This is a genomic window from Streptomyces sp. WG7 (assembly GCF_049975785.1).
Lineage (GTDB): Bacteria > Actinomycetota > Actinomycetes > Streptomycetales > Streptomycetaceae > Streptomyces.
Map to the genome: position 1 here is coordinate 91,882 of NZ_JBNGGE010000019.1, position 26,008 is coordinate 117,889.

A 26,008-nucleotide genomic window follows, 5' to 3' on the forward strand; every position below is an offset into this window, starting at 1 on the left:
CTTCCCTCCCTGGAGCTTGCGACCATGACCGTCTTCCACGTCGACTCCGAGGTCGGCCGACTTCGCCAGGTCATCCTGCACCGGCCTGGACTCGAACTCTCCCGCTTGACGCCTCGCAACGTCGATGCCCTGCTGTTCGACGACATCCTGTGGGCCAAGCGCGCCCGCGAAGAGCACGACGCCTTCGCACAGGCCCTGCGGGACCAGGGCGTACGCGTCCACTACTTCGCCGACCTGCTCGCCGAGGTCCTGGACATGGCTGAGGCTCGCACCTGGCTCCTGGACCGGATCATCACGCCGGGCGCCGTCGGCCCCGCCCTCGCGGAGCCGATACGGCACCTGTGTGCCGACCTGGACGGTGAGACACTCGCCGGCTACCTGATCGGCGGCCTGCTGAAGGACGACCTGCCGCTGACCACTCCTAACAGTCTGTTCTGGAGCGCGCTCGGTGAGGAGGACTTCGCCCTCACGCCGCTGCCCAACCATCTGTTCCCGCGCGACAATTCGTGCTGGATCTACGACCGGCTCTCCGTCAACCCCATGGCGAAGCCGGCTCGGCGCCGGGAGAGCCTGCACGCTGCGGCCGTCTACCGCTTCCACCCGCTGTTCGCCGAGTCCGCCACTGCTCCGATCCTGGAGGACTTCCCGGCGCCCGGCGGTCAGGGCACCCTGGAGGGCGGTGACGTCCACGTCCTCGGCAACGACACGGTCATGGTCGGCATGGGGGAACGCACCACCTCCCAAGCCGTCGAGACCCTCGCCACCCGCCTCTTCGCCGAGGGCACGGCCAAGCGCCTGCTGGCGGTCCAGCTCCCCGCCACACGGGCGTACATGCACCTGGACACCGTCCTGACCATGGTCGACCGGGACGCCTTCGCGGTCTATCCGGGCCTGGCCGACTCCCTGCGCTCCTGGTCCTTGGTGCCCAGCACGGATCGTGACTGCGGCTTCGACGTCAACGCCGAGTCGGATCTCGCCACTGCCCTGGCCGAGGCCCTCGACCTGGACAAGGTCCGCATGCTGTCCGCACCGCAGGACGTACGCGCGGCCGAGCGCGAACAGTGGGACGACGGCAGCAACTTCCTTGCCGTGGCCCCCGGTGTCGTCGTCGGCTACGAGCGCAACGTGACCACCAACACCTACCTGCGCAAGCAGGGCATCGAAGTGATCACCATCGCCGGTGCCGAACTCGGCCGCGGCCGGGGCGGTCCCCGCTGCATGAGCTGCCCCATCGAACGCGACCCGGTCGTCTGACCGCCAACCACGAGGAACCGCCGTGAGCATCGACCTGCGAGGCCGCTCCTACCTGAGCGAGCTCGACTTCACCGCACCGGAGATCAGTCATCTCCTGGATCTCGCCGCCGACCTCAAGAAGGCCCGGCGCCTGGGCACCGAACGGCCGCGCCTGACCGGCCGGCACCTGGCCCTGATCTTCGAGAAGACCTCCACACGTACCCGCTGCGCCTTCGAGGCCGCCGCAGCCGACCAGGGAGCCGCCACCACCTACCTCGGCCCCGGGGACACCCACCTCGGCGTCAAGGAGTCCGTCGCCGACACCGCCCGTGTCCTCGGCCGCATGTTCCACGGCATCGAGTACCGCGGCTCGGGCCAGTCCGTCGTCACCGAACTCGCCGAGCACTCCGGTGTGCCGGTCTTCAACGGGCTGACCGGCACCACCCACCCCACCCAAAGCCTCTGTGACGTCTTCACCATGACCGAACAGAGTTCGAAGCCCTTGGCGGAGATCAGCTACTGCTACCTCGGGGACGCCCGCAACAACATGGGCAACTCCCTTCTGTCCATGGGAGCCCTGCTCGGTATGGACGCGAGGATCGCCGCCCCCAGAGCGCTGTGGCCCGAAGCCGGCCTCGTCACCGCCTGCCGCTCCCTCGCCGCCGTCAGCGGGGCCCGCATCACCCTGACCGAGGACGTGGAGGAAGCCGTCCACCGCGCCGACTTCCTGCACACCGACGTATGGGTGTCCATGGGGGAGCCGGCGGAGACCTGGCGGGAGCGCGTCGAACTGCTGCTGCCCTACCGCGTCGACGCCAAGACGATGGCGGCCACGGGCAACCCGGACGCCAGGTTCATGCACTGCCTGCCGTCACTCCACGACCGCAGCACCCGTCTGGGCAGGCAACTCTTCGACACCTACGGACTGGACGGCCTGGAAGTCACCGACGACGTCTTCTCCTCACCGGCCTCCCTCGTCTTCGACCAGGCCGAGAACCGGCTGCACACCATCAAGGCCGTACTCGTCGCCACCCTGGAGGACTGATCCATGCGCATCGTCGTCGCCCTCGGCGGCAACGCCCTACTGCACCGGGGCGAACGCCCCGACGCCGCGGTGCAGCAGGTCAACATCGACAGGGCCGTCACCGCCCTCGCCGCACTCGCCCGTGACAACGAACTCGTCATCACGCACGGCAACGGCCCCCAGATCGGCCTACTGGCCGTCGAAAGCGCCTCTGATCCCGCCCTGTCCACTCCCTACCCGCTGGACGTCCTGGGTGCTCAGACGCAGGGCATGATCGGGTCGTTGCTCGCCCGGGCCCTGCGAGGTGCCCTTCCCGGACGGCAGGTCGCCGCGCTCGTCACCCACACCGTGGTCCGTGCGGGCGACCCGGCCTTCGCGCGGCCCACCAAGTTCGTCGGCCAGGTCTACTCGCGGGAGGTGGCGCACGTCCTCGCCCGCAAGCGCGGCTGGCACATCGCCAAGGACACCACGGGATGGCGCCGCGTCGTCCCGTCCCCGGCGCCCGAGGCCATCGTGGAGACGGACACCGTCCAAGCCTTGCTGAACAGCGGAACGCTGGTCGTCTGCGCCGGCGGCGGAGGCGTCCCCGTCACAGCCGATCACGACACCGGGGCGCTGACCGGGGTCGAAGCCGTCGTCGACAAGGACTTCACCGCCGCTCTCCTGGCCGAGGAACTCAAGGCCGATCTCCTGCTCATCCTCACCGACGTCCCGCACGTGTACGCCGACTTCGGCACGCCTCGCCAGCAGCCCGTGCTCGACGTGACCCCCGCGCAACTTCGGGACAGGGCCTTCCCCGAGGGTTCGATGAAGCCCAAGACCGAGGCCGCTGCCCGGTTCGTGGAACGGACCGGTGGCCTGGCCGCGATCGGAGCCCTCGACGCCGCGTACGCCATCGCCCACGGAACATCGGGGACGCTCGTACGACCCGAACTCCCCATCGGATGACAAGCAGCAGGCGGCGCACCGGGAGTCGGATTCCGGGACGGTCGGGTCCTGGCCAAGGACCAGTGGCCCCTGCTGTCACCGCCTGACGGGACCAAGACTCGAAGCAGCCTGAAGGAGGATTTCCATGACCCGCACCATCACCGTCGGACTGGACGGCTCGCCGGCGAGCCTGGCTGCCGCAGACTGGGCCGCGCACGAGGCACAGCTCAGGGACCTGCCTCTGAGGCTCGTGACCGCGTGGGAGTGGCAAGCCCCCGCCTTCGCACCTGCGACCGGACTCGGCGTGCCGGTGCCGCCGAGCGACCTCCAGCGGGCATCGGCACAGCACCTGCTGGCCCAGGCGCGCTCCCGCGTCGGCGAGACCCGCCCCGGGCTGCGGATCGACACGGACGAGATCCCCGGTCTGCCCGTCCCGGCTCTGCTGAAGGCCGCCGAGGAGGCCGAGCTGCTGGTACTGGGCTCCCGCGGACTGAGCAAGGCGGCGGGATACCTGCTCGGTTCCGTCTCCCATGCCGTCCTGGCCTCGTGCGAGCGGCCCGTCGTCCTCGTCCGTGCTGCCGAGCACGGCGAAGAGGAGGCGCCGGCGGAGACCTCGGCACGCGAGGTCTCCGCCGTCTCCGGCCACCGTGACGTCGTCCTGGGCCTGGACCTGCACAAGCCCAATGACGCGGTGATCGACTTCGCGTTCGACGCGGCCTCACGGCGCGCCGTAAGCCTACGGATCATTCACGGCTGGACGTTGCCGCCCTACTACTACGGCGGCGCGCTCATGCCCGACCTGAACGACGGCATGGTCAAGCAGGTACGGAGCGAACTGTCCGACGTCCTGCGACCGTGGCAGGACAGGTACCCCACAGTGGAGGTGCACACGCAGGCCACGATCGGTGGTGCCGGGCGCCACCTGGTCGACGCCTCCTATGACGCCGCCCTCGTGGTGGTGGGCAGGCAGAACCGTCGGGCGGTGGTCGGCACTCATATCGGTCCGGTGACCCAGGCGCTGCTGCATCATGCCGTCGCTCCGGTGGCGGTGATCTCGCACGACTGACCGAGAAGGACTTGCCCAGGACAGCGAACTCAACGAGGGAGACCTCCTCCTGTCCGATCCTCAGCCCGCCTGTACGCGATGCGTGAGACACCACCGCGTACAGGCGGGCTGTTTCAATACCGGTGGTGGCCGAAGGTCCCTGTGGATCGGGGCTGTTGGGGCCCTGGGGTGTGGCCCTTCGGCGTCGGGTGCGGGGTGGTGGGGTCCGGGAGAGTGAGTGGTGTCAGGAACCAGCCGGATCTTCTCTGAAGGAGTCACTGTCATGGCCGTGCACCAGTCCACGCACCGTAGTTCGGGTTTTCGTCTGCCGTCGTTCCGTCGTGACGGCGCGGTTTCCGCGCCCGGGTCGGTGGAGGCCGGCGCGCTTACCGCTCGGGCCTGTGTGTTCGCGTCGGCCCGGGTGCTGATGGGGTTCGTGTTCCTGTGGGCGTTCCTGGACAAGACGTTCGGGTTCGGTTACGCCACCGCGTCCGGGAAGGGCTGGGTCGACGGTGGTTCGCCCACGGAGGGCTTCCTGGGGCATGTCGCCGTCGGTCCGATGGAGTCGACGTTCCACTCGTGGGCCGGGGCGGCGTGGGCGGACTGGCTGTTCATGCTGGGTCTGCTGGGGATCGGGCTGGCTCTGACCGCGGGGGTGGCGCTGCGTCTGGCGGCGCTGGCGGGGACGGTGATGATGGCGTTGATGTGGGTGGCGGAGTGGCCGCCGGCCAAGCACCTGTCCGACGGGTCGGCGAGCATGTCGACGAACCCGTTCGCCGACTACCACCTGGTGTATGCGGTGGTGCTGATCGTCCTGGCCGCGGTCTCGGCCGGGAACGTCTTCGGGCTGGGCCGGTGGTGGGCGCGGCTCCCCGTCGTCCGCGACTACGCGTGGCTGCGCTGAACACGACTGGTGGGGCGGGACCACCCACGGGCCCGCCCCACCAGCACGTCCGCGGGCCTACCGGTGTGCCGCGCGGGTCGTCCCTCGTCGGGCCGGCGCGGGATGGCGGCGCGCACCAGAACAGGATCTTGGTCCGTCTGGGAAGGAGGCCGGGTGAGCGTGCCCGGTCTCTCTCAGCACGTGCCCCTGAGCCTCGGGACGGCTACGGCGGGTGACGCGGGTGGTCGCCGATGAGCGGACAGAACAGGTGAGTCGCAACGAGGAAGGGGCGCGTATGGACGTCAACGAGGTGCTGCTGCCCGGCGTGGGACTGCGCTACGAGTTCGTGAACCACGAGGGCCACCGGATCGGTGTCGTCGCCCAGCGCTCGGGGGAGTTCGAGTTGGTGGTCTACCCGCGGGACGACCCCGACGAGGCTCATCCGGTGCTGCGGCTCACCGGGGACGAAGCGGACGCTCTCGCCGAAATCCTCGGCGCCCCGCGCATTGCCGAGCGTTTCGCCGACTTGACGCGCGAGGTCCCCGGCTTGGACGCCGGACGACTGGAGGTCGGCCCCGGCAGCCCGTGCGCCGGACGGCCACTGGGAGAAACCCGGGCCCGTACCCGTACCGGCGCGTCGATCGTGGCCGTGGTCCGCGGTGAGGACGTCATCGCCTCACCCGGACCTGCCCAGCGTCTGCACGTCGGAGACGTGCTGGTCGTCATCGGCACGCGTGAAGGCATCACCGGCGTACAACGCATCATCCAAGGCTGAGCCGTGCACACCCCTGTAGCCCTGCTGCTGGAACTGGGCATCATCCTGACCGCGTCGAGTCTGATCGTTGCGGGCGCCAGACGCTTCGCCCTGACGCCCGTACCGCTGTACCTGCTGGCAGGGCTCGCCTTGGGCGACGGAGGCATCGCGCCGGTCCCAGCGGCTCGCGAGTTCGTCGACACCGGCGCCGCGATCGGACTGATCCTGTTGCTGCTGACCCTCGGCCTGGATTTCACCGCCCGAGAGTTCACGGCCAGCCTGCGCCGTCACCGGTCCTCCGCTGTCGTGGACCTCGTTCTCAACGCCATCCCCGGAGCCGTGGCCGGATGGCTGTTCGGTCTCGACGCCGCAGGTGTCCTGGCCCTGGCAGGTGCGACCTACGTTTCGTCCTCCGGCATCATCGCCCGGCTTCTCGGCGATCTGCGCCGGCTCGGCAACCGTGAGACGCCCGCGGTGTTGTCGGTGCTGGTGCTGGAGGACTTCGCGATGGCCGCCTACCTCCCTCTCCTCGCGGTCGTCACCGCCGGAGGCAGCTGGTGGGAAGCGTTGTTCGCCGTACTCGCGGCCACTGCGGTGGTGGGGGCGGCAGTAGGCGGGTCGAGCCGCTGGGGACATCACGTCGGCCGAGTTCTGTCTCCGGCCGACGCCGAGCAGGTACTGCTCAGGGTGCTCGGCTTCACCCTGGTCATCGCCGCACTGGCCGAGCTGGTCCACGTCTCCGCCGCGGTCGGGGCCTTCCTGGTCGGGCTCGCGCTGACCGGCGCCGCCGCCGAGCGGGCCAGGACCGTACTGGGCCCGCTGCGCGACCTGTTCGCCGCGGTGTTCTTCCTCGCTCTCGGCATGTCGGCCGATCCAGGGCATCTGCTGCCCGCGCTGCCGGCCGCAGCGGTCCTGGCCTTCATCACCGCGATCACCAAGGTGGCCACGGGGTGGTACGCCGCAGGGCGTGAGGGAGCGGGCCGCCGGGGCAGACTGAGAGCCGGGACCGCGCTCGTCGCCCGCGGGGAGTTCTCGGTCGTCGTCATCGGACTGGCCGCTACCGCTCAGGACCGCCTTGCGGCCCTGGTGACCTGCTACGTGATCCTTCTGGCAGTGTGCGGTCCCGTACTCACCCGCCTGGCACCGACCCGTGGCGTGGTCTCGCGCATCAGGGCGTCCGACCGGGCGTCGGGCATGCTCGACAAGCCCCGGCCTTCCACAGCCGCATCCACACCGGACCCGGCGCGCAGTGAGGTCCGCTCCGGCTGACCGTTCCCGGCCGCAGGCAGGGCAACTGGCGTCACCGACGTACAGGGCACATGGGCCAGTGGGGCCGTACCACGGACCGATCGCCTCTGCCCGGTACTGCCGGGCGGCGCGAAGCTGCAGGTGGGCAGAGAACCGTCTTCTCCACCAGGCGCCGTTGGTCTTCACGGCCAATCGTCGTGTCCCGTCGTCCCGCCCTCATGAAAGGCAGGCACTCCCATGTCCTTCCGCAGCGGGCGCCTCTCCCACGCGTCCACCTTCCTCGTCCGTGCGGCGATGACCGCGCCGTCGCTCCTGAACACCCAGCCCTGGCGCTTCGTCGCGGACGGCGACATGGGGATCGAGCTGCACGCGGACACCCGGCGCGGGCTGCCACTCGCCGACCCCCACGGACGGGAACTCGTGGTCGGTTGCGGCGCCGCCTTGTTCAACGTGCGGCTGGCCATGCTGTACCTGGGCTTCCGGCCCGTCGTCCACACGTTCCCCGACCCACAGGACCCGGCACACCTCGCCACTGTTGGGTGGGGTGCCTACACCCGGCCCACTGACGAGGAACAGCGTCTGTACGCCGCTCTGGGCCGACAGCACACCGCACACGGTCCCTTCCTGCCGGAACCGTTGCCCCCAGATCTTGTCGACGGCATGCGGGATCACACGCGTCGGGAGGGCGCGGACCTGCACATCATCGATGACGCCACGGAACGGCGACTGCTGGCCGAACTGGTCCGTGTGGGCGAGGAAGCCCATCGCACCGACGCACGGCTCGCCACCGAACGGGCCGCCTGGACCTGGCGGCTCGCCCGGCCACGAGACGACGGTGTGCCGGCCGACGTCAGCGTCCTCCACCCCGACTCCACCGCCCTCGCGGGGCGGGACTATGCGGGGTTGACGGACATGTTCCCCACGCCTCCTCGACGATGGCCCGCCCGGACCGGGTTGGTGGTGCTCCTCGCCACGGGCAAGGACGATCCGCTCACCTGGCTGCGGTCCGGGCAGGCGCTTCAGCGGCTGCTCCTGCACGCGGCCGGGCACGGAGTCATGGCGGCGTTTCACACACAACCTCTGGAAGTGCCTCACCTGCGCACCCGTGTCCGACAGGCTCTCACCGCCGGGCAGTACCCGCAGGTGATCCTGCGCCTCGGGCACGCACCACGCGTACGTGCTCTGCCCCGGCGCGCTCTCTCCGACGTACTCGGTTGACGCCGGTCCCGGCGGGCTGCGCGGCTTCGGACCGGGGGCGCTGCACCTCGGGGCCGTACGGCGGAGGGTCGGCCCGTTCGGCCCCTGTGCCGGAGTGGGGCGCCGCAGCAGCCTTTCGTCGAGTAAGCGGGGCTGCGCCGTCGGCCGGTCCCGTCAAGCGAGGGAGGGGAGGGATCGTCATGGACGGCCCGGTCGTGATGGCGTTGGACAGCTCGCGTGAGGTACCCGCGGTCGTGGACTGCGCGGCGCGTGAGGCGGATCGGCGAGGAGTGGCCCTGCGGTTCACTCAGGCCATCGCATGGCCTACCGGCGGAATACCGGACGGCGTGCCGCCCTGGGATCCGGACGGGTCCGAACCGCGCGAGATGGACGGTCTGCCACCGGCGGCGTTGCGGAGAGCTCATGTGGTCGCACCGAAGGTCGACATCACTCACGAGGTCCTCTTGGGTGATCCCGCGGCAGTGCTGGAAGCCGCTGCAGGGGACGCGTCGCTCGTCGTACTCGACCGCCACCGGCAGGGGGCCGGCCATCCACGCCGCGACAAGGTCGTGCGCAGGCTGATGCGCCACAGTGTCTGCCCGGTGCTGGTGGTCGACGCCACGGCCGACTCGACCGCTCCCGTTCTGGTGGCCGTCGACGCGTCGGCGTCCGCCGGAGAGGCTGTAGAGGCCATGGAGTGCGCCTTCGCCGAAGCCTCGGCCCGAGGCGTGTCTTTGCTGGTCCTGCGTCGTCGGCTCCCTTGGAGTGGTCGAGAGCGCGGAGTGTCGGTTGCCGCGGCGCTTTCCGGACTCAGGAGGCGTTTCCCGGACGTTGCGGTGGGCTGTCTGTCCGCACAGGGATGGAGGAAGCGGCTATGGGGGACAACGGCTCAATTGGTCGTAGTGGCCGGTCATGGCAGCGCAGGCACGCCACGGAGGTGGGTCGAAGGATGCCGGGCGCGTATCCCGCACGTGTCCGTCTAGCCCGTCGCAGTGGCCTGGTGGACGAGGGCCCGTCCACCTCGCGGTGGATGGTACGGCGCGCGACCTCCCCAGGACCACGCCGTACCATCCGGCCGGCACAACGCCATCGGTACCCGGCGGCGACGATGCCATGCGGGGATCGCGAGACGGACCTCTCGACAGGCTGTGCCCCCACCTCGCGATCCGGAGACTGCCGCTCGATCAGGGGGCGTTCGCGGGAGCCTTCCCCTCTATTCGATCGAACACCGGGCGGCCGCAAGCGGTATGTGTACAGAAGGGTCCGGTCGGCCCTGCCGGGTACCCGGTGAACGGGGCAGGGTGAGACGAAAGACCTCGCAGGGCTCTCCGTCGAGCCGACCATCGATCGCAAGGAAACCCAACATGTGCGCCCATTCGCAACAGGTGTCCAGTCCGCTCTCGGACGAGGAATTAAGGAGGCTGGACGCCCATTGGCGTGCAGCGAACTATCTGTCCGTCGGCCAGATCTACCTGATGTCCAATCCTCTGCTCACCGAACCGCTGCGCGCTGAGCACGTCAAGCCGCGGCTGCTCGGTCACTGGGGCACTTCACCTGGCCTCAACCTCGTGTACACACACCTCAACCGACTCATCCGCTCCCGGGGGCTGGAAGCCCTCTGTATCTGGGGGCCCGGTCACGGCGGCCCCGCCGTGGTGGCCAATTCCTGGCTGGAAGGGTCGTACACGGAGACCTACCCGGACATCACCCGGGACGCCGCCGGGATGGCCCGGCTGTTCCGGCAGTTCTCGTTCCCCGGAGGCGTCCCCAGCCACGTGGCCCCGGAGACGCCCGGCTCCATCCACGAGGGCGGGGAACTCGGCTACGCCCTCTCTCACGCCTACGGCGCCGCCTTCGACAACCCCGGCCTGCTGGTCACCTGTGTCATCGGTGACGGTGAGGCGGAGACCGGGCCGCTGGCCGCCTCCTGGCACTCCAACAAGTTCCTGGACCCCGTGCAGGACGGCGCCGTCCTGCCGATCCTGCACCTCAACGGCTACAAGATCGCCAATCCCACCGTGCTGTCCCGGCTTCCGGAGTCCGAACTCGACGAACTCCTCAAGGGATACGGACACGAGCCCATCCACGTCACCGGAGACGAGCCGGCCGCCGTCCACCGCGCGATAGCCCAGGCCATGGAGACCGCCGCGGACCGTATCGCCGCTGTTCAGCGCGCCGCCCGCGAGGAGGGGGAGACGGAGCGGCCCCGCTGGCCGATGATCGTTCTGCGTACCCCCAAGGGCTGGACCGGCCCCGCCGAGGTCGACGGTCTTCCCGTGGAAGGGACCTGGCGAGCTCACCAGGTCCCCCTGTCAGCCGTCCGGGACAACCCCGACCACCTGCGGCAGCTCGAGGAATGGCTGCTCTCCTACCGGCCGCAAGAGCTGTTCGACGAGCACGGGGCACCTCGCCCGGACGTCCTGACGTGCGTCCCCGACGGCGCACGCAGGTTGGGATCGACCCCGCACGCCAACGGCGGCCTGCTGGTGCGCGAACTGCCGCTGCCGCCTCTGGAGAGGTTCGCCGTCCCGGTGGACAAGCCGGGCGCGACCCTGCACGAACCCACTCGCGTCCTCGGCGACCTGCTGGAGTACATCATGCGCGAGACCGCCGACCGACGTGACTTCCGCGTCGTCGGCCCCGACGAGACCGCCTCCAATCGCCTCCAGGCCGTCTACGGCGCCAGCGGCAAGGCATGGCAGGCCCGCACCCTTGACGTGGACGAGCACCTGGACCGCCACGGCCGGGTGATGGAGATACTCTCCGAACACACGTGCCAGGGCTGGCTGGAGGGATACCTCCTCACCGGCCGGCACGGACTGTTCTCCTGCTACGAAGCGTTCGTCCACATCGTCGACTCCATGGTCAACCAGCACATCAAATGGCTGCGCGTGACCCGCCGCCTGCCCTGGCGCGCCCCCATCGCCTCCCTCAACTACCTGCTCACCTCCCACGTATGGCGCCAGGACCACAACGGCTTCTCCCACCAGGACCCCGGCTTCGTCGACCACATCCTCAACAAGAGCCCCGAAGCCGTACGGGTCTACCTGCCGCCGGACGCCAACACCCTGCTCTCCGTCGCCGACCACGCCCTGCGCAGCCGCGACTACGTCAACGTGATCGTCGCCGGCAAACAGCCCTGCTTCGACTGGCTGACCATGGAGGAAGCCCGGGTGCACTGCGCGCGCGGCGCCGGCATCTGGGACTGGGCCGGCACCGAGGACGGCACCCGGGAACCCGACGTGGTGCTCGCCTGCGCGGGCGACGTCCCCACCCAGGAGGTACTGGCCGCCGCACAGCTGCTGAGGCACCACCTGCCGGAGCTGGCCGTCCGGGTCGTGAACGTCGTCGACATCGCCCGACTGCTGCCGAGCGAGGAACATCCCCACGGAATGAGCGACTTCGAGTACAACGGCCTGTTCGCCCCCGACAAGCCGGTCGTCTTCGCCTACCACGGCTACCCGTGGCTGATCCACCGACTGGCCTACCGCCGCACAGGCCACCAGCACCTGCACGTGCGCGGCTACAAGGAAATGGGCACGACCACCACACCGTTCGACATGGTGGTCCGCAACGACCTGGACCGCTACCGCCTCGTCATGGACGTCATCGACCGTGTCCCCGGCCTCGCGGTGCGCGCGGCGGCCGTGCGCCAGGGGATGGAGGACGCCCGGCTGCGCCACCACGCGTACATCCGCGAGCACGGTGTCGACCTTCCCGAGGTAGCCGACTGGACGTGGGACGGCTGACAGGAACCCCGAGGGGCCCGGACCGCGGACGTCGGATCCGCTGTCCGGGCCCTGCTGCGTCCGCTCCCTGGGCGAGTGGTGGCGCCCGCGGAGAACTGCCCGCCCGTCAGCGGGATCGGCTGAAGCCCCCACTTGGGCGGTCGGCGAAGGCTGGGACGACGCGTCGGTACCCGCGGGGCTGGACAGCCAGGGCGTCCGTCAGCGACCTGTAGACATCGAAGGAGTCCGCCAGCCCGGTGCGGCGCATGATGTCGCGTAAGCGGTCGCTGCCGGAGACGAGACGCAGCCTGCCGTGCCGCTCACGGATCCGCACGCGTGCCTTGCACAGCACTCCCAGCGCGGCGCAGTCCAGGAAGGGCACAGGACGGAGGTCCACGACCAGATCGGGGTGTGGGCATGCGGTGAGGGCGTCCAGCCGGGCCGTGACGATCGGTGTCACGGCGATGTCGAGGTCTCCACGCAGTTCCAGGACGGTCGTGTGGCCGACGGTGTACTCGGAGCGGATCGGGCCGGTGCGGGCGTGCTCGTGCGTCATAGGGACAGCCAAGACCAGGTGCTCGCCGGGCAGTAGGGTCCGATGGCCCATGCGCAGGGGCCCGTGCGACCCCTCGGTACGTCAGCTCCGCCGGCATGGCGAAGCCGCCGCGCGGAAGCTGTAAGGCTCCCGCGCGGCGGCCTCCGGCACGGCCTGTTCAGCCGTGGTACGCCGTGCGCATCAGCTCCTGCATGTCGTCGAGCATCGGCATGCGCGGGTTGGCCGGCGCGCACTGGTCCTCGTAGGCGTTGAGGGCCTGCTGGGGCAGGGCGTCGAGGAAGGCGCGCTCGTCGACGCCGAGGGCCTGGAACGTCGGCTCTATGCCGACGGCGTCACGGAGCCGCTCGACGGCCGCGGCGAGTGACTCCACGCCCTCGGTAGGAGTGGCCGCGGCCAGTCCGAGGGCGCGGGCGATGTCCTGGAAGCGTTCGGGGGCACGGTAGTTCTCGTACTTGGGCCAGCCGGTCAGCTTCGTCGGGACGGTGCCGTTGTAGCGGATGACATGCGGCAGCAGGACCGCGTTGGTGCGCCCGTGCGCGATGTGGAACGTGGCGCCGAGGGTGTGCGACATGGCATGGACGATGCCGAGGAAGGCGTTGCCGAAGGCCATGCCCGCGATGGTGCCGGCGTTGTGCATCTTCTCCCGGGCCTCCGCGGCGTTGGCACGGTTGTTCACGGCCGCCTCGATGTTTCCGAAGACCAGGCGGATGGCGTGCAGGGCGAGGCCGTCGGTGAAGTCGTTGGCGTAGACGGACACGTACGCCTCGATGGCGTGGGTGAGGGCGTCGAAGCCGCTGTCGGCGGCGAGCGCCGGGGGCAACGCGGTCGTGAGGAGGGGGTCGATGATCGCGACGCTGGGGGTGAGGGCGTAGTCGGCGAGCGGGTACTTCTTGCCGGTCGCGGGGTCGGAGATGACGGCGAACGGGGTGACCTCGGCGCCGGTGCCGGAGGTGGTGGGCACGCAGACCAGGCGGGCCTGCTTGCCGAGGGTGGGGAAGCGGAAGGCGCGCTTGCGGATGTCGGAGAACTTCTGCCGCATGTCCGCGAAGCCGATGCCGGGCTGCTCGTACAGCAGCCACATGACCTTGGCGGCGTCCATGGGGGAGCCACCGCCGAGCGCGATGATCGTGTCGGGGCGGAAGTCCCGCATGAGGTCGGCGCCGTGCTGGACGGAGTCGATGCTGGGTTCGGGCTGGACGTTGTCGATGATCTGGAGGGTGACCGGCTCCCGACGCCGTTGCAGGACGCGGCTGATCCGGTCGACGAATCCGAGGCGGGTCATGGTGGCGTCGGTGACGATGGTGACGCGGTGGACGTCCGGCATGGAGGTCAGGTAGCGGATGGCCTGCGGTTCGAAGTAGATCTTCGGCGGGACTTTGAACCACTGGAGGTTGTTGCGGCGGGTGGAGACCCGCTTGACGTTGAGCAGCTGGGCGGCGGAGACGTTGTTGGACACCGACGTGCTGCCCCAGGAGCCGCACCCCAGCGTGAGCGAGGGCAGCAGACCGTTGTAGATGCCGCCGATCGCGCCCTGCGAGGACGGCGAGTTGACGATGATCCGTACCGTCTTCATCCGCATGCCGTACGCCTCCGCCACGGCAGGCTCCTCGGTGTGGATGACGGCGCTGTGGCCCTGGCCGTGGAAGGCGACCATGTCGGCGGCGAGGTCGAACCCGCGGCGCTCGTCCTCGGCGCGCAGTACGGCGAGGACCGGGCAGAGCTTCTCACGGGTCAGCGGCTCGTCCGGGCCGACCCGTTCGGCCTCGACCAGGATGACCGAGGTGTCCGCCGGCACCGAGAATCCGGCCCGCTCGGCGATCCACGCCGGGCTCTGCCCGACGGCGGCCGCGTTGACCTTGGGTTCGCAGCCGGCGCCCGAACCGCCGGTGGCGGGAAAGAGGAAGGACTCCAGCTTCGCCTTCTCCTCCGGGGTGGCCAGATGGGCGTGCAGGGAGCGGAACTCGGTGATCGCGGCGTCGTAGATCTCCGTGTCCAGGATGACGGCCTGCTCGGAGGCGCAGATCATGCCGTTGTCGAACGACTTGGACAGCACGAGGTCGTTGACGGCTCGGCGCAGCTTGGCGCTGCGGTGGACGTAGGCCGGGACGTTGCCGGCACCGACCCCGAGGGCCGGCTTGCCGGCCGAGTAGGCGGCCTTGACCATGGCGTTGCCGCCGGTGGCGAGGATCAGCGAGACGCCCGGGTGATGCATGAGCGTGCGGGTGGCCTCGACGGACGGGGCCTCGATCCACTGCACGCAGTGCTCCGGCGCTCCGGCGGCAATGGCCGCGTCCCGCACGACGCGGGCCGCTTCGGAGCTGCACCGCTGGGCGGACGGGTGGAACGCGAAGATCACCGGGTTGCGGGTCTTCAGCGCCATCAGCGCCTTGAAGACCGTGGTGGAGGTCGGGTTGGTGACGGGGGTGACCGCGGCCACCACGCCCACCGGTTCCGCGATCTCCACCATGTCCTCGATGTCGTCCCGGCCGATGACCCCGACGGTCTTCGTGTGGCCCATGCTGTGTGTGACGTGCTCGCACGCGAACATGTTCTTGGCGGCCTTGTCCTCGAAGACCCCGCGCCCCGTCTCCTCGACCGCCAGGCGGGCCAGGGCGGTGTGCTGGTCCAGGGCGGCGACCGACGCCTTCTTGACGATGTGGTCGACCTGTTCCTGGGAGAGGGCCTCGTAGTCGGCGAGAGCCTTGAGGCCGGCCGTGACCAGACGGTCCACGGCGACCGCGGTGTCGGACGGGGCGTCGATCCCGACGCGGTCCTTGGTCCGCACGTCCTGTCGGGTCATGGTGGTGTGCCTCCGTTGTCAGGGACCGCCGTGCTCATGCGGCGGCTCGGGACGGGAGGGACACCGCGGGGGACCGGCGCCCCTCCCTGGCTCCACTCTCCGACGGGTCCCGGTGCCGTGGCAGGCGCCGAAGGGCCCCTCTCGCGTCCGTCCGGCCCGGCTGGGCAGGGACCGTCGGCCCCCGGCACGGCCGGCCCGCCCGGCCCGCCGCACATCGGCGCCGGCCGTTGAGGTCACGGGCTCCCGGTCCGGTGGGACGGGGTGGGCGACTCGCGGTCGTCGAAGCGGAAGCCCAGGCCGTTCACCACGCCGACCACGCCGTCGAGCCGCCAGACGGCGTGCACGAGTTCCGGCACCTGGCTACGCGCTTCCACCCGGCCGTCGAGGGTGACGACGCCGTCGCGGACAGCGACGCGGACCGCGTCGGACGGCATCCCCATCGCGGTCACGACGATCTCCTCGGTCACCTGGCGGCGGATGTCGTCATCCGCGCGCAGGAAGACCCGTAGCAGGTCCCGGCGGGTGGCGATGCCGATGAGGCGGTCGGCCTCGTCGACCACGGGCAGTCGCTCGACGCCGCGGCGCTCCATGAGCCGGGCGGCGTCCGGCACGGTCTGCTCGGGGTGCACGGTGATGGCGGGGCTCGACATCACATCGCCCGCCGTCACGGACGGCGGCGGAGCGGGGCCGTCCCGGTACGCCTGGTTGCGTACGAGGTCACTGCCGGACAGGACGCCGAGGACCTTGTCGTCGGCGTCGACCACCGGCAGTCCGCTGATCCGGTGGTGGTCGAGCAACCGGACGACCTCTTTGAACGGTGTCGTCCGGAGGGCGTGGACGACGTCCCTGGTCATTACCTCGCCGACGATGTGAGCGGTCACGGCGGATCTCCTTCACGCGCGCGGGCGGGGGAGGGCCGGAGCCCGGTTCGGTTCCGGCTCCCCGCCAGGTCGGGCGGGCGCCGTGTGGCGCCTACTTCTGCGGGCCGCCGCGCCACGGGGGCGGGGCGGCCGTCCGGCGGGTGGTGTCGCTTCGGTGGGCGACGCGTTCGGTGGCGGAGCGCAGCCGGTCGTGGAGCCGGTCGGCGAGTTCGCGGGCGCTCGCCTCGCGCGCGTGGACGACGACGAGGTCCCTGCCGACCCGGATGTCGGTGCGGCCGGACCAGGGCAGTTCCACATGGTGGGCCGATGCCCGCCGTACGCGCACCTCACCGTTCACGGGCGGCAGGCCGGGCCGGTCCAGAGCGGCGGCGACCTTCTCGTGGAGGTAGGCGAGAGATTCCTCGTCCACCTCGCCGTCGGCGCGGACCAGCACGGCGGCGGCGGTCTCGCGGGCACCGATGTCCTTGGCGGTCATGTGTTCCACTCCCTGTGATCGTTCTGCGTCGCCTCAAGCCTGCTGCGCCGGTCGCTCTCGTCCCAGGGGCGACCGGCCCTGGAGGACGGAGCGGCCGGTCCCTGGCACGAAGGCCGGGCGGCCCCGCCCCGCGGTTCACCTGCTGTCGCTCCCCTCGGTCTCCTCCAGCGCCGCCCGCCCCGCCTCCAGTCGCGCCACCGGCACCCGGAACGGCGAGCAGGAGACGTAGTCCAGTCCGGCGGTGTGGAAGAAGCGCACCGAGTCGGGGTCGCCGCCGTGCTCACCGCACACCCCGATCTTGAGGTCCGGGCGGGTGGCGCGGCCCTCGGCGACCGCGATGTTCACCAGCCGGCCGACCCCCTCGCGGTCGAGCGCCTCGAAGGGGGAGGTGGAGAAGACGCCCTTGTCCAGGTAGGCGGAGAAGAACTCCGCCTCGACGTCGTCGCGGGAGAAGCCCCAGGTCGTCTGGGTCAGGTCATTGGTGCCGAAGGAGAAGAACTCGGCTTCCTCGGCGATCCGGCCCGCCGTCAGGGCGGCCCTGGGCAACTCGATCATGGTGCCGACCGGGCAGTCGAGGACGACTCCGGCCGCCCGTGAGATCTCGGCCAGCACCCGCTGGACCTCCGCGCGTACGAGGCGTAGTTCACGGACGTCACCGACGAGCGGGACCATGATCTCCGCCTGGGGTGCGCCACCGGCCGACAGGCGCTCGGTCACGGCCTCACCGATCGCCTGGACCTGCATGGCGACCAGGCCGGGCACGACCAGGCCCAGGCGTACGCCGCGCAGCCCGAGCATCGGGTTCTCCTCGTGCATGCGGTTCACCGCGCCGAGCAGTGCGACGTCGTGCGCGTCCGGCTCCTCGCCACGGGCCTGAGCGGTGGCGATCCGCACCGCCAGTTCGGTGTGGTCGGGCAGAAATTCGTGCAGGGGCGGGTCCAGCAGCCGGATGGTGACCGGCAGACCGTCCATGGCCTCCAGGATGCCGACGAAGTCCTGCCGCTGCAGCGGCAGGAGATCCGCCAGGGCCCGGTCGCGCTCGGCGTCCGTGCCGGCCAGGATCATCTGCTCGACCAGCTTGCGGCGGTCACCGAGGAACATGTGCTCGGTGCGACACAGGCCGATGCCCTGCGCTCCGAACCGGCGGGCCCGGACGGCGTCCTCCGGGGTGTCGGCGTTGGCCCGCACCTCCAGCCGCCGCACGGTGTCGGCGCGGGCCAGCGCCCGGGCCACCGCGTCGACCACGTCCACGCCCTGCGAGCCACCGTCGCCCCGGCCGTCCTCCAGATACCGGATCACCGCCGAGTCCACCAGCGGCACCGAACCGGCGTACACCGCTCCGGCGGAGCCGTCCACCGAGACGACGGTGCCCTCCTCGACCACGGTGCCGTCCGCGGCGGTGAAGCGCCGGGCCTCGGTGTCCACGGTGAGCTCCTCGGCGCCGCACACGCAGACCTTGCCCATGCCGCGGGCGACCACGGCCGCGTGGCTGGTCTTGCCGCCCCGGCTGGTGAGGACCGCCTGAGCGGCGATCATGCCGGGCAGGTCGTCCGGGGTGGTCTCCTGACGGACCAGGACCACCTTCTCGCCGGCCGCGGCGCGGCGCACCGCCTGGGCGGAGTCGAAGACCACGGTCCCGACCGCCGCGCCGGGAGAGGCAGGGACGCCGTGGGCGAGTGCGGTACCGGTCGCGGAGGCGTCGAAGCGCGGGAACATCAGCCGGGCCAGGCCCTCGCCGCTCACCCGGGCCAGCGCCTCGTCCGGGGTGATGAGCCCTTCGTCGGCCAGCTCGGCGGCGAGAACGAAGGCGGCCTCGGCGGTGCGCTTGCCGACCCGGGTCTGGAGCATCCACAGGGTGCCGCGTTCGATGGTGAACTCGATGTCGCACAGATCCCGGTAGTGGCGTTCCAGGGTGCGCATGTGCGTGCGCAGCCCGTCGTAGGACGCGGCGTCCAGGCGCTCCAGCTCGGCCAGCGGCACGGTGTTGCGGATGCCGGCGACGACGTCCTCGCCCTGCGCGTCGGGCAGATAGTCGCCGTACAGGCCGGAACGGCCGGTGGCCGGGTCGCGGGTGAAGGCGACGCCACTGCCGGAGTCGGCCCCGAGGTTGCCGAAGACCATGCGCTGGACGTTGACGGCGGTACCCAGATCGTCGGCGATGTGCTCGCGGCGCCGGTACAGGCGGGCGCGTTCGCCGTTCCAGGACTCGAATACGGCCAGGATTGCCCGCTGCAGCTGCTCGGCGGGGGACTGGGGGAAGTGGTCACCTGTCTCCAGGTGGATCAGGTTCTTGTACGTCTCGACCAGCTCGGCCAGGTCGGATGCCGTCAGGTGCACATCGTCCTGGACGCCGCGCAGGTCCTTGAGAAGGGCGAGGGACCGCTCGAAGCGGGAGGAGTCGACGCCCATGACCGTGCTGCCGAACATCTGGACGAGGCGGCGGTAGGAGTCCCAGGCGAAGCGTTCGTTGCCGGAGACCTTGGCAAGCCCGAGGACGGAGTCGTCGTTGAGGCCGATGTCGAGGATCGTCTCCATCATGCCGGGCATGGAGAACTTCGCGCCGGAGCGGACGGACAGCAGCAGCGGGTCGTCCGGTTGCCCCAGCGAACGGCCGGCGGAGGCTTCGAGGCCCGCCAGGTGTGCGGAGACCTCCTCCCACAGGCCCGCGGGTTCGCTGCCTGTCTCCAGGAAGGCGCGGCACGCCTCGGTGGTGACGGTGAATCCCGGCGGTACGGGGAGCCCGAGCCGGGTCATCTCCGCCAGGTTCGATCCCTTGCCGCCGAGGAGATCGGCCATGTCACGGCCGCCCTCGGTGAAGTCGTACACGTAACGGACCATGACGCTGCGCTCCTCAAGCGTTGGGGCGTGATGACTCCAGCGTCGGACGGGGGCGGGCCGGACGCGAGGTGCCGGCCGTCCCGCGTGAGGGACCGGTCGGCCCCCGATGAGCCCTTGCCATGCAGGAGGGACCATCGGCGCCCTGCCGGGGCTGTACGGCCCGTGGACCACCGGCACGGCCGGGCCGAGGCTCGAAGCCATCGGATTCCGACGACCAGGGAGGGGACACGTCATGCCGCACGACATCGTGGTGGGGATCGACGGATCGACCGAAGGACTGGCCGCCGCACACTGGGCGGCCCAGGAGGCTCAGCGGCGAGGAACCGGACTCGGTGTGATCCACGTCTGGCACCGCCACCCCCACCCCGCGCCGTATGTCCCCATGGACAGCACCGAGCGCGACTGGGCCGAGCAGCTCCTGGGCGAGGCCGTACGCAGTGTCCGGGCCGCCCACCCAGGGCTACGGATCACCGGCCGACTCGTGTGCGACGCCACGGTGGCCGGCCTGCTCAAGGCCGCGGCCGACACCGACCTGCTGGTCCTCGGTTCCCGTGGCCTCGGGCCTGTGGGCGGCTTTCTCACGGGCTCCGTGTCCCAGCGAGTCGTCGGCCGGTCCGCCCGCCCGGTCGTCCTGGTCCGCGCGGGACGGTCCGCCGCCGACGAGCACCTGCCGGCCACCGACGGCGTCGCCCCCGAGGAGATACCACAGACGCCCTACCGCCAGGTGGTCCTGGGGCTGCAGACGGACCGTCCTTGTGACGAACTGATCGAGTTCGCCTTCGACGCCGCCCGCCGGCGTGGCACCGGCCTGTCCGTGGTCCACGCTTTCCGGACCGCCTTCCGGCCCGCCCCCGTTCCGTCCGTGCCCCTGGTGTCCGCGGCCCCGGAGGGCCCGGCTCCCGTTCCGTGGCCGCAGGCTCAGGCACTGGCGGACCAGGAGCGCACCGTGGCGGCGGTGCTGCGTCCCTGGCGGGAGAAGTACCCGACCGTCCCCGTGACCGAGACAGTCACCGAGGGGCGCGCCGCGGTGGTTCTGGTGCGGGCCGCTCAGGACGCGGGCCTTTTGGTGGTGGGCCGCCGCGGGCTCGATCATCAGGTCGGTGTCTTCACGGGGCCGGTCACGCACGCCGTCCTTCACCACGTCGGATGTCCCGTCGCCGTGGTTCCGCACGACTGACACCACGGCGGCCGGTCGGGGCCGAAGGTCCCGGCCGGTCGGGGCCGCACGGGACCACCCGGTGCCCTGTCCGGCACTCCTCGCCGCGGACCCGCACGACGAGCATCGACAGTGACAAGACCGTACGACGAGAGGACCTGTGATGACCGCGACGGTGACAGCCGGCCCCCGGACCGCCGACGCCTGGCGGCAGTTCGCCGGGAGCGGGTGGCGTGAGCGCATCGACGTGCGCGACTTCATCCAGGCCAACTACACGCCCTACGAGGGCGACGCCTCCTTCCTGGCCGGTCCCACGGACCGCACCCGAGCGGTCTGGGAGAAGGTCAGCGCGCTGTTCCCGGAGGAGCGGCGCAGGGGCGTGCTCGACGTGGACGCCGCCACCCCCTCCACCATCACCTCGCACGCCCCCGGCTACATCGACCGCGACCGCGAGCTGATCATCGGCCTGCAGACGGACGCCCCGCTGAAGCGGGCGATCATGCCCAACGGCGGCCTGCGCATGGTGGAGAACGGGCTGAAGGCGTACGGCTACGAGCCCGACCCGTTCGTCACGAAGGTGTTCGACACCTACCGCAAGACCCACAACGCGGGCGTCTTCGACGCCTACACCCCCGCCATGCGCGCCGCCCGCAAGGTCGGCATCATCACCGGACTGCCCGACGCCTACGGCCGCGGCCGGATCATCGGGGACTACCGCCGCGTCGCCCTGTACGGCACCGACCGGCTCACCGAGGCCAAGCGTGCCGAGCGGGCCCTGCTGGACGCCCGGCCGTCCACCGCCGACGTCGTCCGTGACCGGGAGGAACTCGTCGAGCAGATCCGGGCACTGGGAGAGCTGGCCGAGATGGCGGCGTCCTACGGCTGTGACGTCACCCGGCCCGCGGCCACCGCGCACGAGGCCGTTCAGTGGCTCTACCTCGGCTTCCTCGCCGCGGTGAAGGAGCAGAACGGCGCGGCCATGTCGCTGGGCCGTACCTCCACCTTCCTGGACGTCTACCTCCAGCGCGACCTCGACGAGGGGCTCCTCGACGAGGGGCGGGCCCAGGAGCTGATCGACGACTTCGTCATCAAGCTGCGCATCGTGCGCTTCCTGCGCACACCCGAGTACGACGCCCTGTTCTCCGGCGATCCGACCTGGGTGACGGAGTCCATCGGCGGCATCGGCGCAGACGGCCGCCCGCTGGTCACCCGCACCTCCTTCCGCTTCCTGCGGACCCTCTACAACCTCGGCCCCGCACCGGAACCGAACCTGACCGTCCTGTGGTCGCCCCGCCTGCCGGCCGGCTTCAAGGAGTTCTGCGCCCAGGTGTCCGTCGACACCAGCGCCGTCCAGTACGAGTCCGACGACCTGATGCGCCCGCGCACCGGCGACGACACCGCCATCGCCTGCTGCGTCTCCGCGATGGCGGTCGGCAAGCAGATGCAGTTCTTCGGAGCCCGCGTCAACCTCGCCAAGGCGCTGCTGTACGCCGTCAACGGCGGCCGGGACGAGATGACCGGCGACCAGATCACCCCGGAGATGCCCCCGCTGACCGGCGAGTACCTGGACTACGACCAGCTGTCGGCCGCCTATGACCGCGTACTGGACTGGCTGGCCCAGACCTACGTCGACGCACTCAACGTCATTCACTACATGCACGACAAGTACGCCTACGAGCGCATCGAGATGGCCCTGCACGACCACCCGGTGCACCGCTTCATGGCCTGCGGCATCGCCGGCCTGTCCGTCGCCGTGGACAGCCTCTCCGCCGTCAAGCACGCCCGGGTCAAGGTCATCCGTGACGCGACCGGACTGGCCGTGGACTTCCACACCGAGGGCGACTTCCCGGCGTACGGCAACAACGACGACCGGGCCGACGCCCTCGCCGTCACCCTCGTGGAGTCGTTCATGGCGAAGGTGCGCGAGCACCCCACCTACCGCGACGCCGAACACACGCAGTCGGTGCTGACCATCACCTCCAACGTCGTGTACGGCCACCACACCGGCAACACCCCCGACGGTCGCCGCGCCGGACAGCCCTTCGCGCCCGGCGCCAACCCGATGAACGGCCGCGACCAGCACGGCGTGGCCGCCTCCGCCCTCTCGGTGGCCAAGCTGCCCTACGAGGCGGCACGCGACGGCATCTCCCTGACCACCACGATCACCCCGGAAGGGCTGGGCCACGTCCCCGAGGAGCGGGCCGGCCACCTGGTCGGCATCCTCGACGCCTACATGTCCGCGGGCGGCTTCCACATGAACGTCAACGTGCTGGACCGCGCCGTGCTGGAGGACGCGATGGAACACCCGGAGAAGTACCCCGAGCTGACGATCAGGGTCTCCGGCTACGCGGTGAACTTCGTCCGCCTGACCCGCGAGCAGCAGCTCGACGTGATCAGCCGCACCTTCCACGGATCGCTGTGAGCACGATGCCCCCGACCGTGGCAGCGGGATCGGTCACCGGCCGCGTCCACTCCTGGGACCTGTCCACCGGCGTGGACGGTCCCGGGACCCGGTTCGTCCTCTTCACCAGCGGCTGCCCCCTGCGCTGCCTCTACTGCGCCAACCCCGACACCTGGCACATGCGAGACGGCCGGGAGGCCACCGTCGACGAGGTGATGGCGGAGATCGACAAGTACCGGGACTTCCTCGTCACGGCCGGCGGGGGAGTGACCCTCACCGGCGGCGAACCCCTGCTCCAGCCGGCCTTCACCGCGGCGGTCCTGCGCCGCTGCAAGGAGGCCGGCCTGCACACCGCCCTCGACACCTCCGGCTTCCTCGGCGCCCGCGCCACGGACACGCTCCTGGCCGACACCGACCTGGTGCTGCTGGACATCAAGTCGTTCGACGTCCCGACGTACCGGAAGCTGACGGGCGGCGCCCTCGCCCCCACCCTGAACTTCGCCACCCGTCTCGACGGGCTGGGCAAGCGCGTGTGGATCAGGTACGTCCTGGTGCCCGGCTGGACCGACGACGAGGAGGCCGTCGACGGACTCGCCGGATTCCTCTCCGGCCTCGCCTGCGTGGAGCGGGTCGACATCCTGCCGTTCCACAAGCTCGGCGCCGCCAAGTACGACGCCCTGGGCATCCCCTTTCCCCTGCGGGACGCCCCGGTCCCCGATCGGGCGCTGGTGGACCGGGTGCGTGGCCAGTTCCGCGAGCGCGGCCTCATGGCCCACTGACGCAGGCGAAATCGGGGCCGACCGGCCCTGGACCTCGGCCATCCTGGGAAGAAAGGATTCCGACACAGACCGAGGCATGGCGAGGAGCATTCGATGGCGCACAGCGAGCAGGGCGACAGCACGGGAAGCCCGATCAGGGTCTTCCTCCTGGACGACCACGAAGTGGTACGACGCGGGGTGCACGACCTGCTGGACGACGAACCGGACATCACCGTGGTCGGAGAAGCCGCGACGGTGGAACAGGCGCTGGTCCGGGTCCCCGCCCTGCGCCCCGACGTGGCCGTCCTCGACGTGCGCCTGCCCGACGGAGACGGCGTGACCGTCTGCCGCGAGCTGCGGTCGCGGATGCCGGACCTGGCCTGCCTGATGCTGACCTCCTTCGACGACGAGGAGGCGCTGCTGGACTCGATCATGGCGGGGGCGGCCGGATACGTCCTCAAGCAGATCCAGGGCTCGGACCTGGTCTCGGCCGTGCGCACGGTGGCCCGCGGCCAGTCGCTGCTGGACGCCAGCGCCACGACCAAGCTGATGGCACGGCTGCGGGGCGGCGGGCAGCAGCCGGCCGAGGAGCCGGAGATGCTGCCGGGCCTCACCGACCGGGAACGCGAGATCCTCGAACTGATCGGCGAAGGGCTCACCAACCGGCAGATCGGCCAGCGGCTCTACCTGGCCGAGAAGACGGTCAAGAACCACATCTCCCGCCTGCTCGCCAAGCTCGGCGTGGAACGCCGTATCCAGGCCGCCGTCATCGCCACCCAGGCACGCGACCGGATGCGCGGCGAAGGCCAGTAACGGGCCGAGTCCCTCGCTCGGCCCCGCACCCGGTCCCGTGGGGGGCCGAAGGTCCCCACGGCCCGCCCCCGCCCGGCCCATACCCGCACGGACTCCCGGGCGGCAGGCTGAGAGCGGTCCGGGAACACCGCCGGGCATCGCCGCACCAAGGGGAGGACGGAAGACATGACCGTGCGAGTGGGTATCAACGGCTTCGGCCGGATCGGCCGGAACTACCTGCGGTGCGTCCTGGAACGCACCGGCGCCGCGGCAGCGCCGCTGGAGGTGGTGGCGGTCAACGACGTCACCTCCCCGGCGGCGCTCGCGCACCTGCTGACGTACGACTCGACGTACGGCCGGCTGAACCGCCCCGTCGAGCACGACGAGACCTCGCTGACCGTGGACGGACACCGCATCGCGGTGAACGCCGAGCGTGACCCGGCCGCGCTGGACTGGGGCGGCCTCGGCGTGGACGTGGTGATCGAGTCCACCGGCCGCTTCCGCACCCGTGAGCAGGCCGGCCTGCACCTGGCGGCCGGCGCGCGCAAGGTACTCCTGTCCGTGCCCGGCAAGGACGTCGACGCCACGATCGTCATGGGCGTCAACGAGGGCACGTACGACCCGGAGAACCACCACGTGATCTCCAACGCCTCGTGCACCACCAACTGCGTGGCTCCCATGGTCAAGGTCCTCGACGAGCGCTTCGGCGTCGTCAAGGGACTGATGACCACGATCCACGGCTACACCAACGACCAGGTGGTCCTGGACGGCCCCCACAAGGACCTGCGCCGGGGCCGCTCTGCGGCGGTCAACATCATCCCCACCACCACCGGCGCCGCCCGCGCCGTCGGCCTGGTCCTGCCCGAGCTGGCGGGCACGCTGGACGGCAGCGCCGTACGCGTTCCGGTCGACGACGGCTCGCTGACCGACCTGACCGTGGTACTCGAGCGGGCGGTGAGCGCGGAGGAGATCAACGCCGCCTACCGCGAGGCCGCCGAGGGACCGCTGAAGGACGTCCTGCGGGTGTCCGACGCCCCGATCGTCTCCCGCGACGTGGTCGGCGACCCCGCCTCCTGCGTCCTGGACGCCCCCCTCACCCAGACCCACGGAGAACTGGTCAAGGTCTTCGGCTGGTACGACAACGAATGGGGCTACACGAACCGCCTGCTCGACCTCACCTCGTACGTCGCGGCCCGACTGCCCCGGAGCTGACGGTTCCGGCCAGTCGGCCCTGCGGCTGTGCTGATCCTTTATCGTCTCCCTGTTCGAGCCGCTACCGTGGCAGGTGCACGGTAAGGCTGCCGACATGCGG

At 70.6% G+C, this 26,008-nt stretch carries 20 protein-coding genes; 15 read left to right on the forward strand and 5 right to left on the reverse strand.

The genetic code is table 11. The features are described from left to right. Positions 1-24 precede the first annotated feature (24 nt). From ACP4J0_RS20340 to ACP4J0_RS20385, 10 genes are all read left to right on the forward strand, one after another. Complete coding sequence (locus ACP4J0_RS20340; RefSeq protein WP_426600088.1) at positions 25-1,254, forward strand: arginine deiminase; 1,230 nt, start codon at positions 25-27, stop codon at positions 1,252-1,254. Between the two features lie 22 nt (positions 1,255-1,276). Beyond that, complete coding sequence (gene argF, locus ACP4J0_RS20345; protein WP_426600089.1) at positions 1,277-2,278, forward strand: ornithine carbamoyltransferase; 1,002 nt, start codon at positions 1,277-1,279, stop codon at positions 2,276-2,278. Between the two features lie 3 nt (positions 2,279-2,281). Beyond that, positions 2,282-3,205 carry a carbamate kinase gene (locus ACP4J0_RS20350; RefSeq protein ID WP_426600090.1) on the forward strand — a complete coding sequence of 308 codons (924 nt, stop codon included), beginning with the start codon at positions 2,282-2,284 and terminating at the stop codon, positions 3,203-3,205. Between the two features lie 124 nt (positions 3,206-3,329). After that, entirely contained in the window at positions 3,330-4,250 is a 921-nt protein-coding gene (locus tag ACP4J0_RS20355; RefSeq protein ID WP_426600091.1) for a universal stress protein, read from the forward strand. A 262-nt stretch (positions 4,251-4,512) separates the two neighbouring features. Next, positions 4,513-5,133, forward strand: coding sequence for a hypothetical protein (locus tag ACP4J0_RS20360; protein ID WP_426600092.1), 621 nt, complete (start codon positions 4,513-4,515; stop codon positions 5,131-5,133). Between the two features lie 274 nt (positions 5,134-5,407). Next, entirely contained in the window at positions 5,408-5,887 is a 480-nt protein-coding gene (locus ACP4J0_RS20365) for a cation:proton antiporter regulatory subunit (RefSeq protein ID WP_019331187.1), read from the forward strand. A gap of 3 nt (positions 5,888-5,890) precedes the next feature. Further along, positions 5,891-7,135 carry a cation:proton antiporter gene (locus tag ACP4J0_RS20370; protein ID WP_426600093.1) on the forward strand — a complete coding sequence of 415 codons (1,245 nt, stop codon included), beginning with the start codon at positions 5,891-5,893 and terminating at the stop codon, positions 7,133-7,135. Between the two features lie 216 nt (positions 7,136-7,351). Continuing rightward, the gene (locus ACP4J0_RS20375; RefSeq protein ID WP_426600094.1) at positions 7,352-8,332 is read left to right on the forward strand and encodes an Acg family FMN-binding oxidoreductase; all 981 of its coding nucleotides are present in this window, start codon (positions 7,352-7,354) and stop codon (positions 8,330-8,332) included. A 197-nt stretch (positions 8,333-8,529) separates the two neighbouring features. Beyond that, positions 8,530-9,294 (forward strand): universal stress protein, encoded by a 765-nt coding sequence (locus ACP4J0_RS20380; RefSeq protein ID WP_426600125.1) that lies wholly within the window; start codon positions 8,530-8,532, stop codon positions 9,292-9,294. A 381-nt stretch (positions 9,295-9,675) separates the two neighbouring features. Continuing rightward, positions 9,676-12,060: a phosphoketolase family protein gene (locus ACP4J0_RS20385; protein WP_426600095.1), complete on the forward strand. Its 2,385-nt coding sequence runs from the start codon at positions 9,676-9,678 to the stop codon at positions 12,058-12,060. A 106-nt stretch (positions 12,061-12,166) separates the two neighbouring features. Here the strand turns inward: ACP4J0_RS20385 and ACP4J0_RS20390 are convergent, their stop codons facing one another. The 5 genes from ACP4J0_RS20390 to ppdK all read right to left on the reverse strand — a co-directional run bounded on the left by ACP4J0_RS20390 (position 12,167) and on the right by ppdK (position 19,589). Beyond that, positions 12,167-12,595, reverse strand: coding sequence for an STAS domain-containing protein (locus ACP4J0_RS20390; protein WP_426600096.1), 429 nt, complete (start codon positions 12,593-12,595; stop codon positions 12,167-12,169). A 157-nt stretch (positions 12,596-12,752) separates the two neighbouring features. Further along, the gene (gene adhE / locus ACP4J0_RS20395; RefSeq protein ID WP_426600097.1) at positions 12,753-15,395 is read right to left on the reverse strand and encodes a bifunctional acetaldehyde-CoA/alcohol dehydrogenase; all 2,643 of its coding nucleotides are present in this window, start codon (positions 15,393-15,395) and stop codon (positions 12,753-12,755) included. 233 nt (positions 15,396-15,628) lie between these two features. Next, entirely contained in the window at positions 15,629-16,276 is a 648-nt protein-coding gene (locus ACP4J0_RS20400) for a CBS domain-containing protein (protein ID WP_426600098.1), read from the reverse strand. Positions 16,277-16,367: 91 nt separating this feature from the next. After that, complete coding sequence (locus ACP4J0_RS20405) at positions 16,368-16,751, reverse strand: hypothetical protein (protein ID WP_426600099.1); 384 nt, start codon at positions 16,749-16,751, stop codon at positions 16,368-16,370. A 135-nt stretch (positions 16,752-16,886) separates the two neighbouring features. Beyond that, on the reverse strand, positions 16,887-19,589 hold the full coding sequence (gene ppdK, locus ACP4J0_RS20410) for a pyruvate, phosphate dikinase (RefSeq protein WP_426600100.1): 2,703 nt from the start codon (positions 19,587-19,589) through the stop codon (positions 16,887-16,889). A 232-nt stretch (positions 19,590-19,821) separates the two neighbouring features. Here ppdK and ACP4J0_RS20415 point away from each other — a divergent pair, with 232 nt between their 5' ends. From ACP4J0_RS20415 to gap, 5 genes are all read left to right on the forward strand, one after another. Next, complete coding sequence (locus tag ACP4J0_RS20415; RefSeq protein WP_426600101.1) at positions 19,822-20,766, forward strand: universal stress protein; 945 nt, start codon at positions 19,822-19,824, stop codon at positions 20,764-20,766. 142 nt (positions 20,767-20,908) lie between these two features. Then, positions 20,909-23,167, forward strand: a complete 2,259-nt coding sequence (pflB, locus tag ACP4J0_RS20420) for a formate C-acetyltransferase (RefSeq protein ID WP_426600102.1) — start codon at positions 20,909-20,911, stop codon at positions 23,165-23,167. A 5-nt stretch (positions 23,168-23,172) separates the two neighbouring features. Next, entirely contained in the window at positions 23,173-23,925 is a 753-nt protein-coding gene (pflA, locus tag ACP4J0_RS20425; RefSeq protein ID WP_086877983.1) for a pyruvate formate-lyase-activating protein, read from the forward strand. 93 nt (positions 23,926-24,018) lie between these two features. Continuing rightward, positions 24,019-24,717, forward strand: a complete 699-nt coding sequence (locus tag ACP4J0_RS20430) for a response regulator (protein WP_019331111.1) — start codon at positions 24,019-24,021, stop codon at positions 24,715-24,717. Between the two features lie 165 nt (positions 24,718-24,882). Further along, positions 24,883-25,908 (forward strand): type I glyceraldehyde-3-phosphate dehydrogenase, encoded by a 1,026-nt coding sequence (gap, locus tag ACP4J0_RS20435; protein ID WP_426600103.1) that lies wholly within the window; start codon positions 24,883-24,885, stop codon positions 25,906-25,908. The last annotated feature ends 100 nt before the right edge of the window (positions 25,909-26,008 follow it).

Bases quoted from the DNA above. Each gene is read 5' to 3' on its own strand.
- ACP4J0_RS20415 (WP_426600101.1), top strand. From the start codon at position 19,822: ATGCCGCACGACATCGTGGTGGGGATCGACGGATCGACCGAAGGACTG.
- gap (WP_426600103.1), top strand. From the start codon at position 24,883: ATGACCGTGCGAGTGGGTATCAACGGCTTCGGCCGGATCGGCCGGAAC.
- ppdK (WP_426600100.1), bottom strand. From the start codon at position 19,589: ATGGTCCGTTACGTGTACGACTTCACCGAGGGCGGCCGTGACATGGCC.
- pflB (WP_426600102.1), top strand. From the start codon at position 20,909: ATGACCGCGACGGTGACAGCCGGCCCCCGGACCGCCGACGCCTGGCGG.
- ACP4J0_RS20340 (WP_426600088.1), top strand. From the start codon at position 25: ATGACCGTCTTCCACGTCGACTCCGAGGTCGGCCGACTTCGCCAGGTC.
- ACP4J0_RS20385 (WP_426600095.1), top strand. From the start codon at position 9,676: ATGTGCGCCCATTCGCAACAGGTGTCCAGTCCGCTCTCGGACGAGGAA.
- ACP4J0_RS20390 (WP_426600096.1), bottom strand. From the start codon at position 12,595: ATGACGCACGAGCACGCCCGCACCGGCCCGATCCGCTCCGAGTACACC.
- ACP4J0_RS20365 (WP_019331187.1), top strand. From the start codon at position 5,408: ATGGACGTCAACGAGGTGCTGCTGCCCGGCGTGGGACTGCGCTACGAG.
- ACP4J0_RS20355 (WP_426600091.1), top strand. From the start codon at position 3,330: ATGACCCGCACCATCACCGTCGGACTGGACGGCTCGCCGGCGAGCCTG.
- ACP4J0_RS20350 (WP_426600090.1), top strand. From the start codon at position 2,282: ATGCGCATCGTCGTCGCCCTCGGCGGCAACGCCCTACTGCACCGGGGC.
- ACP4J0_RS20405 (WP_426600099.1), bottom strand. From the start codon at position 16,751: ATGACCGCCAAGGACATCGGTGCCCGCGAGACCGCCGCCGCCGTGCTG.
- pflA (WP_086877983.1), top strand. From the start codon at position 23,173: ATGCCCCCGACCGTGGCAGCGGGATCGGTCACCGGCCGCGTCCACTCC.
- ACP4J0_RS20380 (WP_426600125.1), top strand. From the start codon at position 8,530: ATGGCGTTGGACAGCTCGCGTGAGGTACCCGCGGTCGTGGACTGCGCG.
- ACP4J0_RS20430 (WP_019331111.1), top strand. From the start codon at position 24,019: ATGGCGCACAGCGAGCAGGGCGACAGCACGGGAAGCCCGATCAGGGTC.
- adhE (WP_426600097.1), bottom strand. From the start codon at position 15,395: ATGACCCGACAGGACGTGCGGACCAAGGACCGCGTCGGGATCGACGCC.
- ACP4J0_RS20360 (WP_426600092.1), top strand. From the start codon at position 4,513: ATGGCCGTGCACCAGTCCACGCACCGTAGTTCGGGTTTTCGTCTGCCG.
- ACP4J0_RS20375 (WP_426600094.1), top strand. From the start codon at position 7,352: ATGTCCTTCCGCAGCGGGCGCCTCTCCCACGCGTCCACCTTCCTCGTC.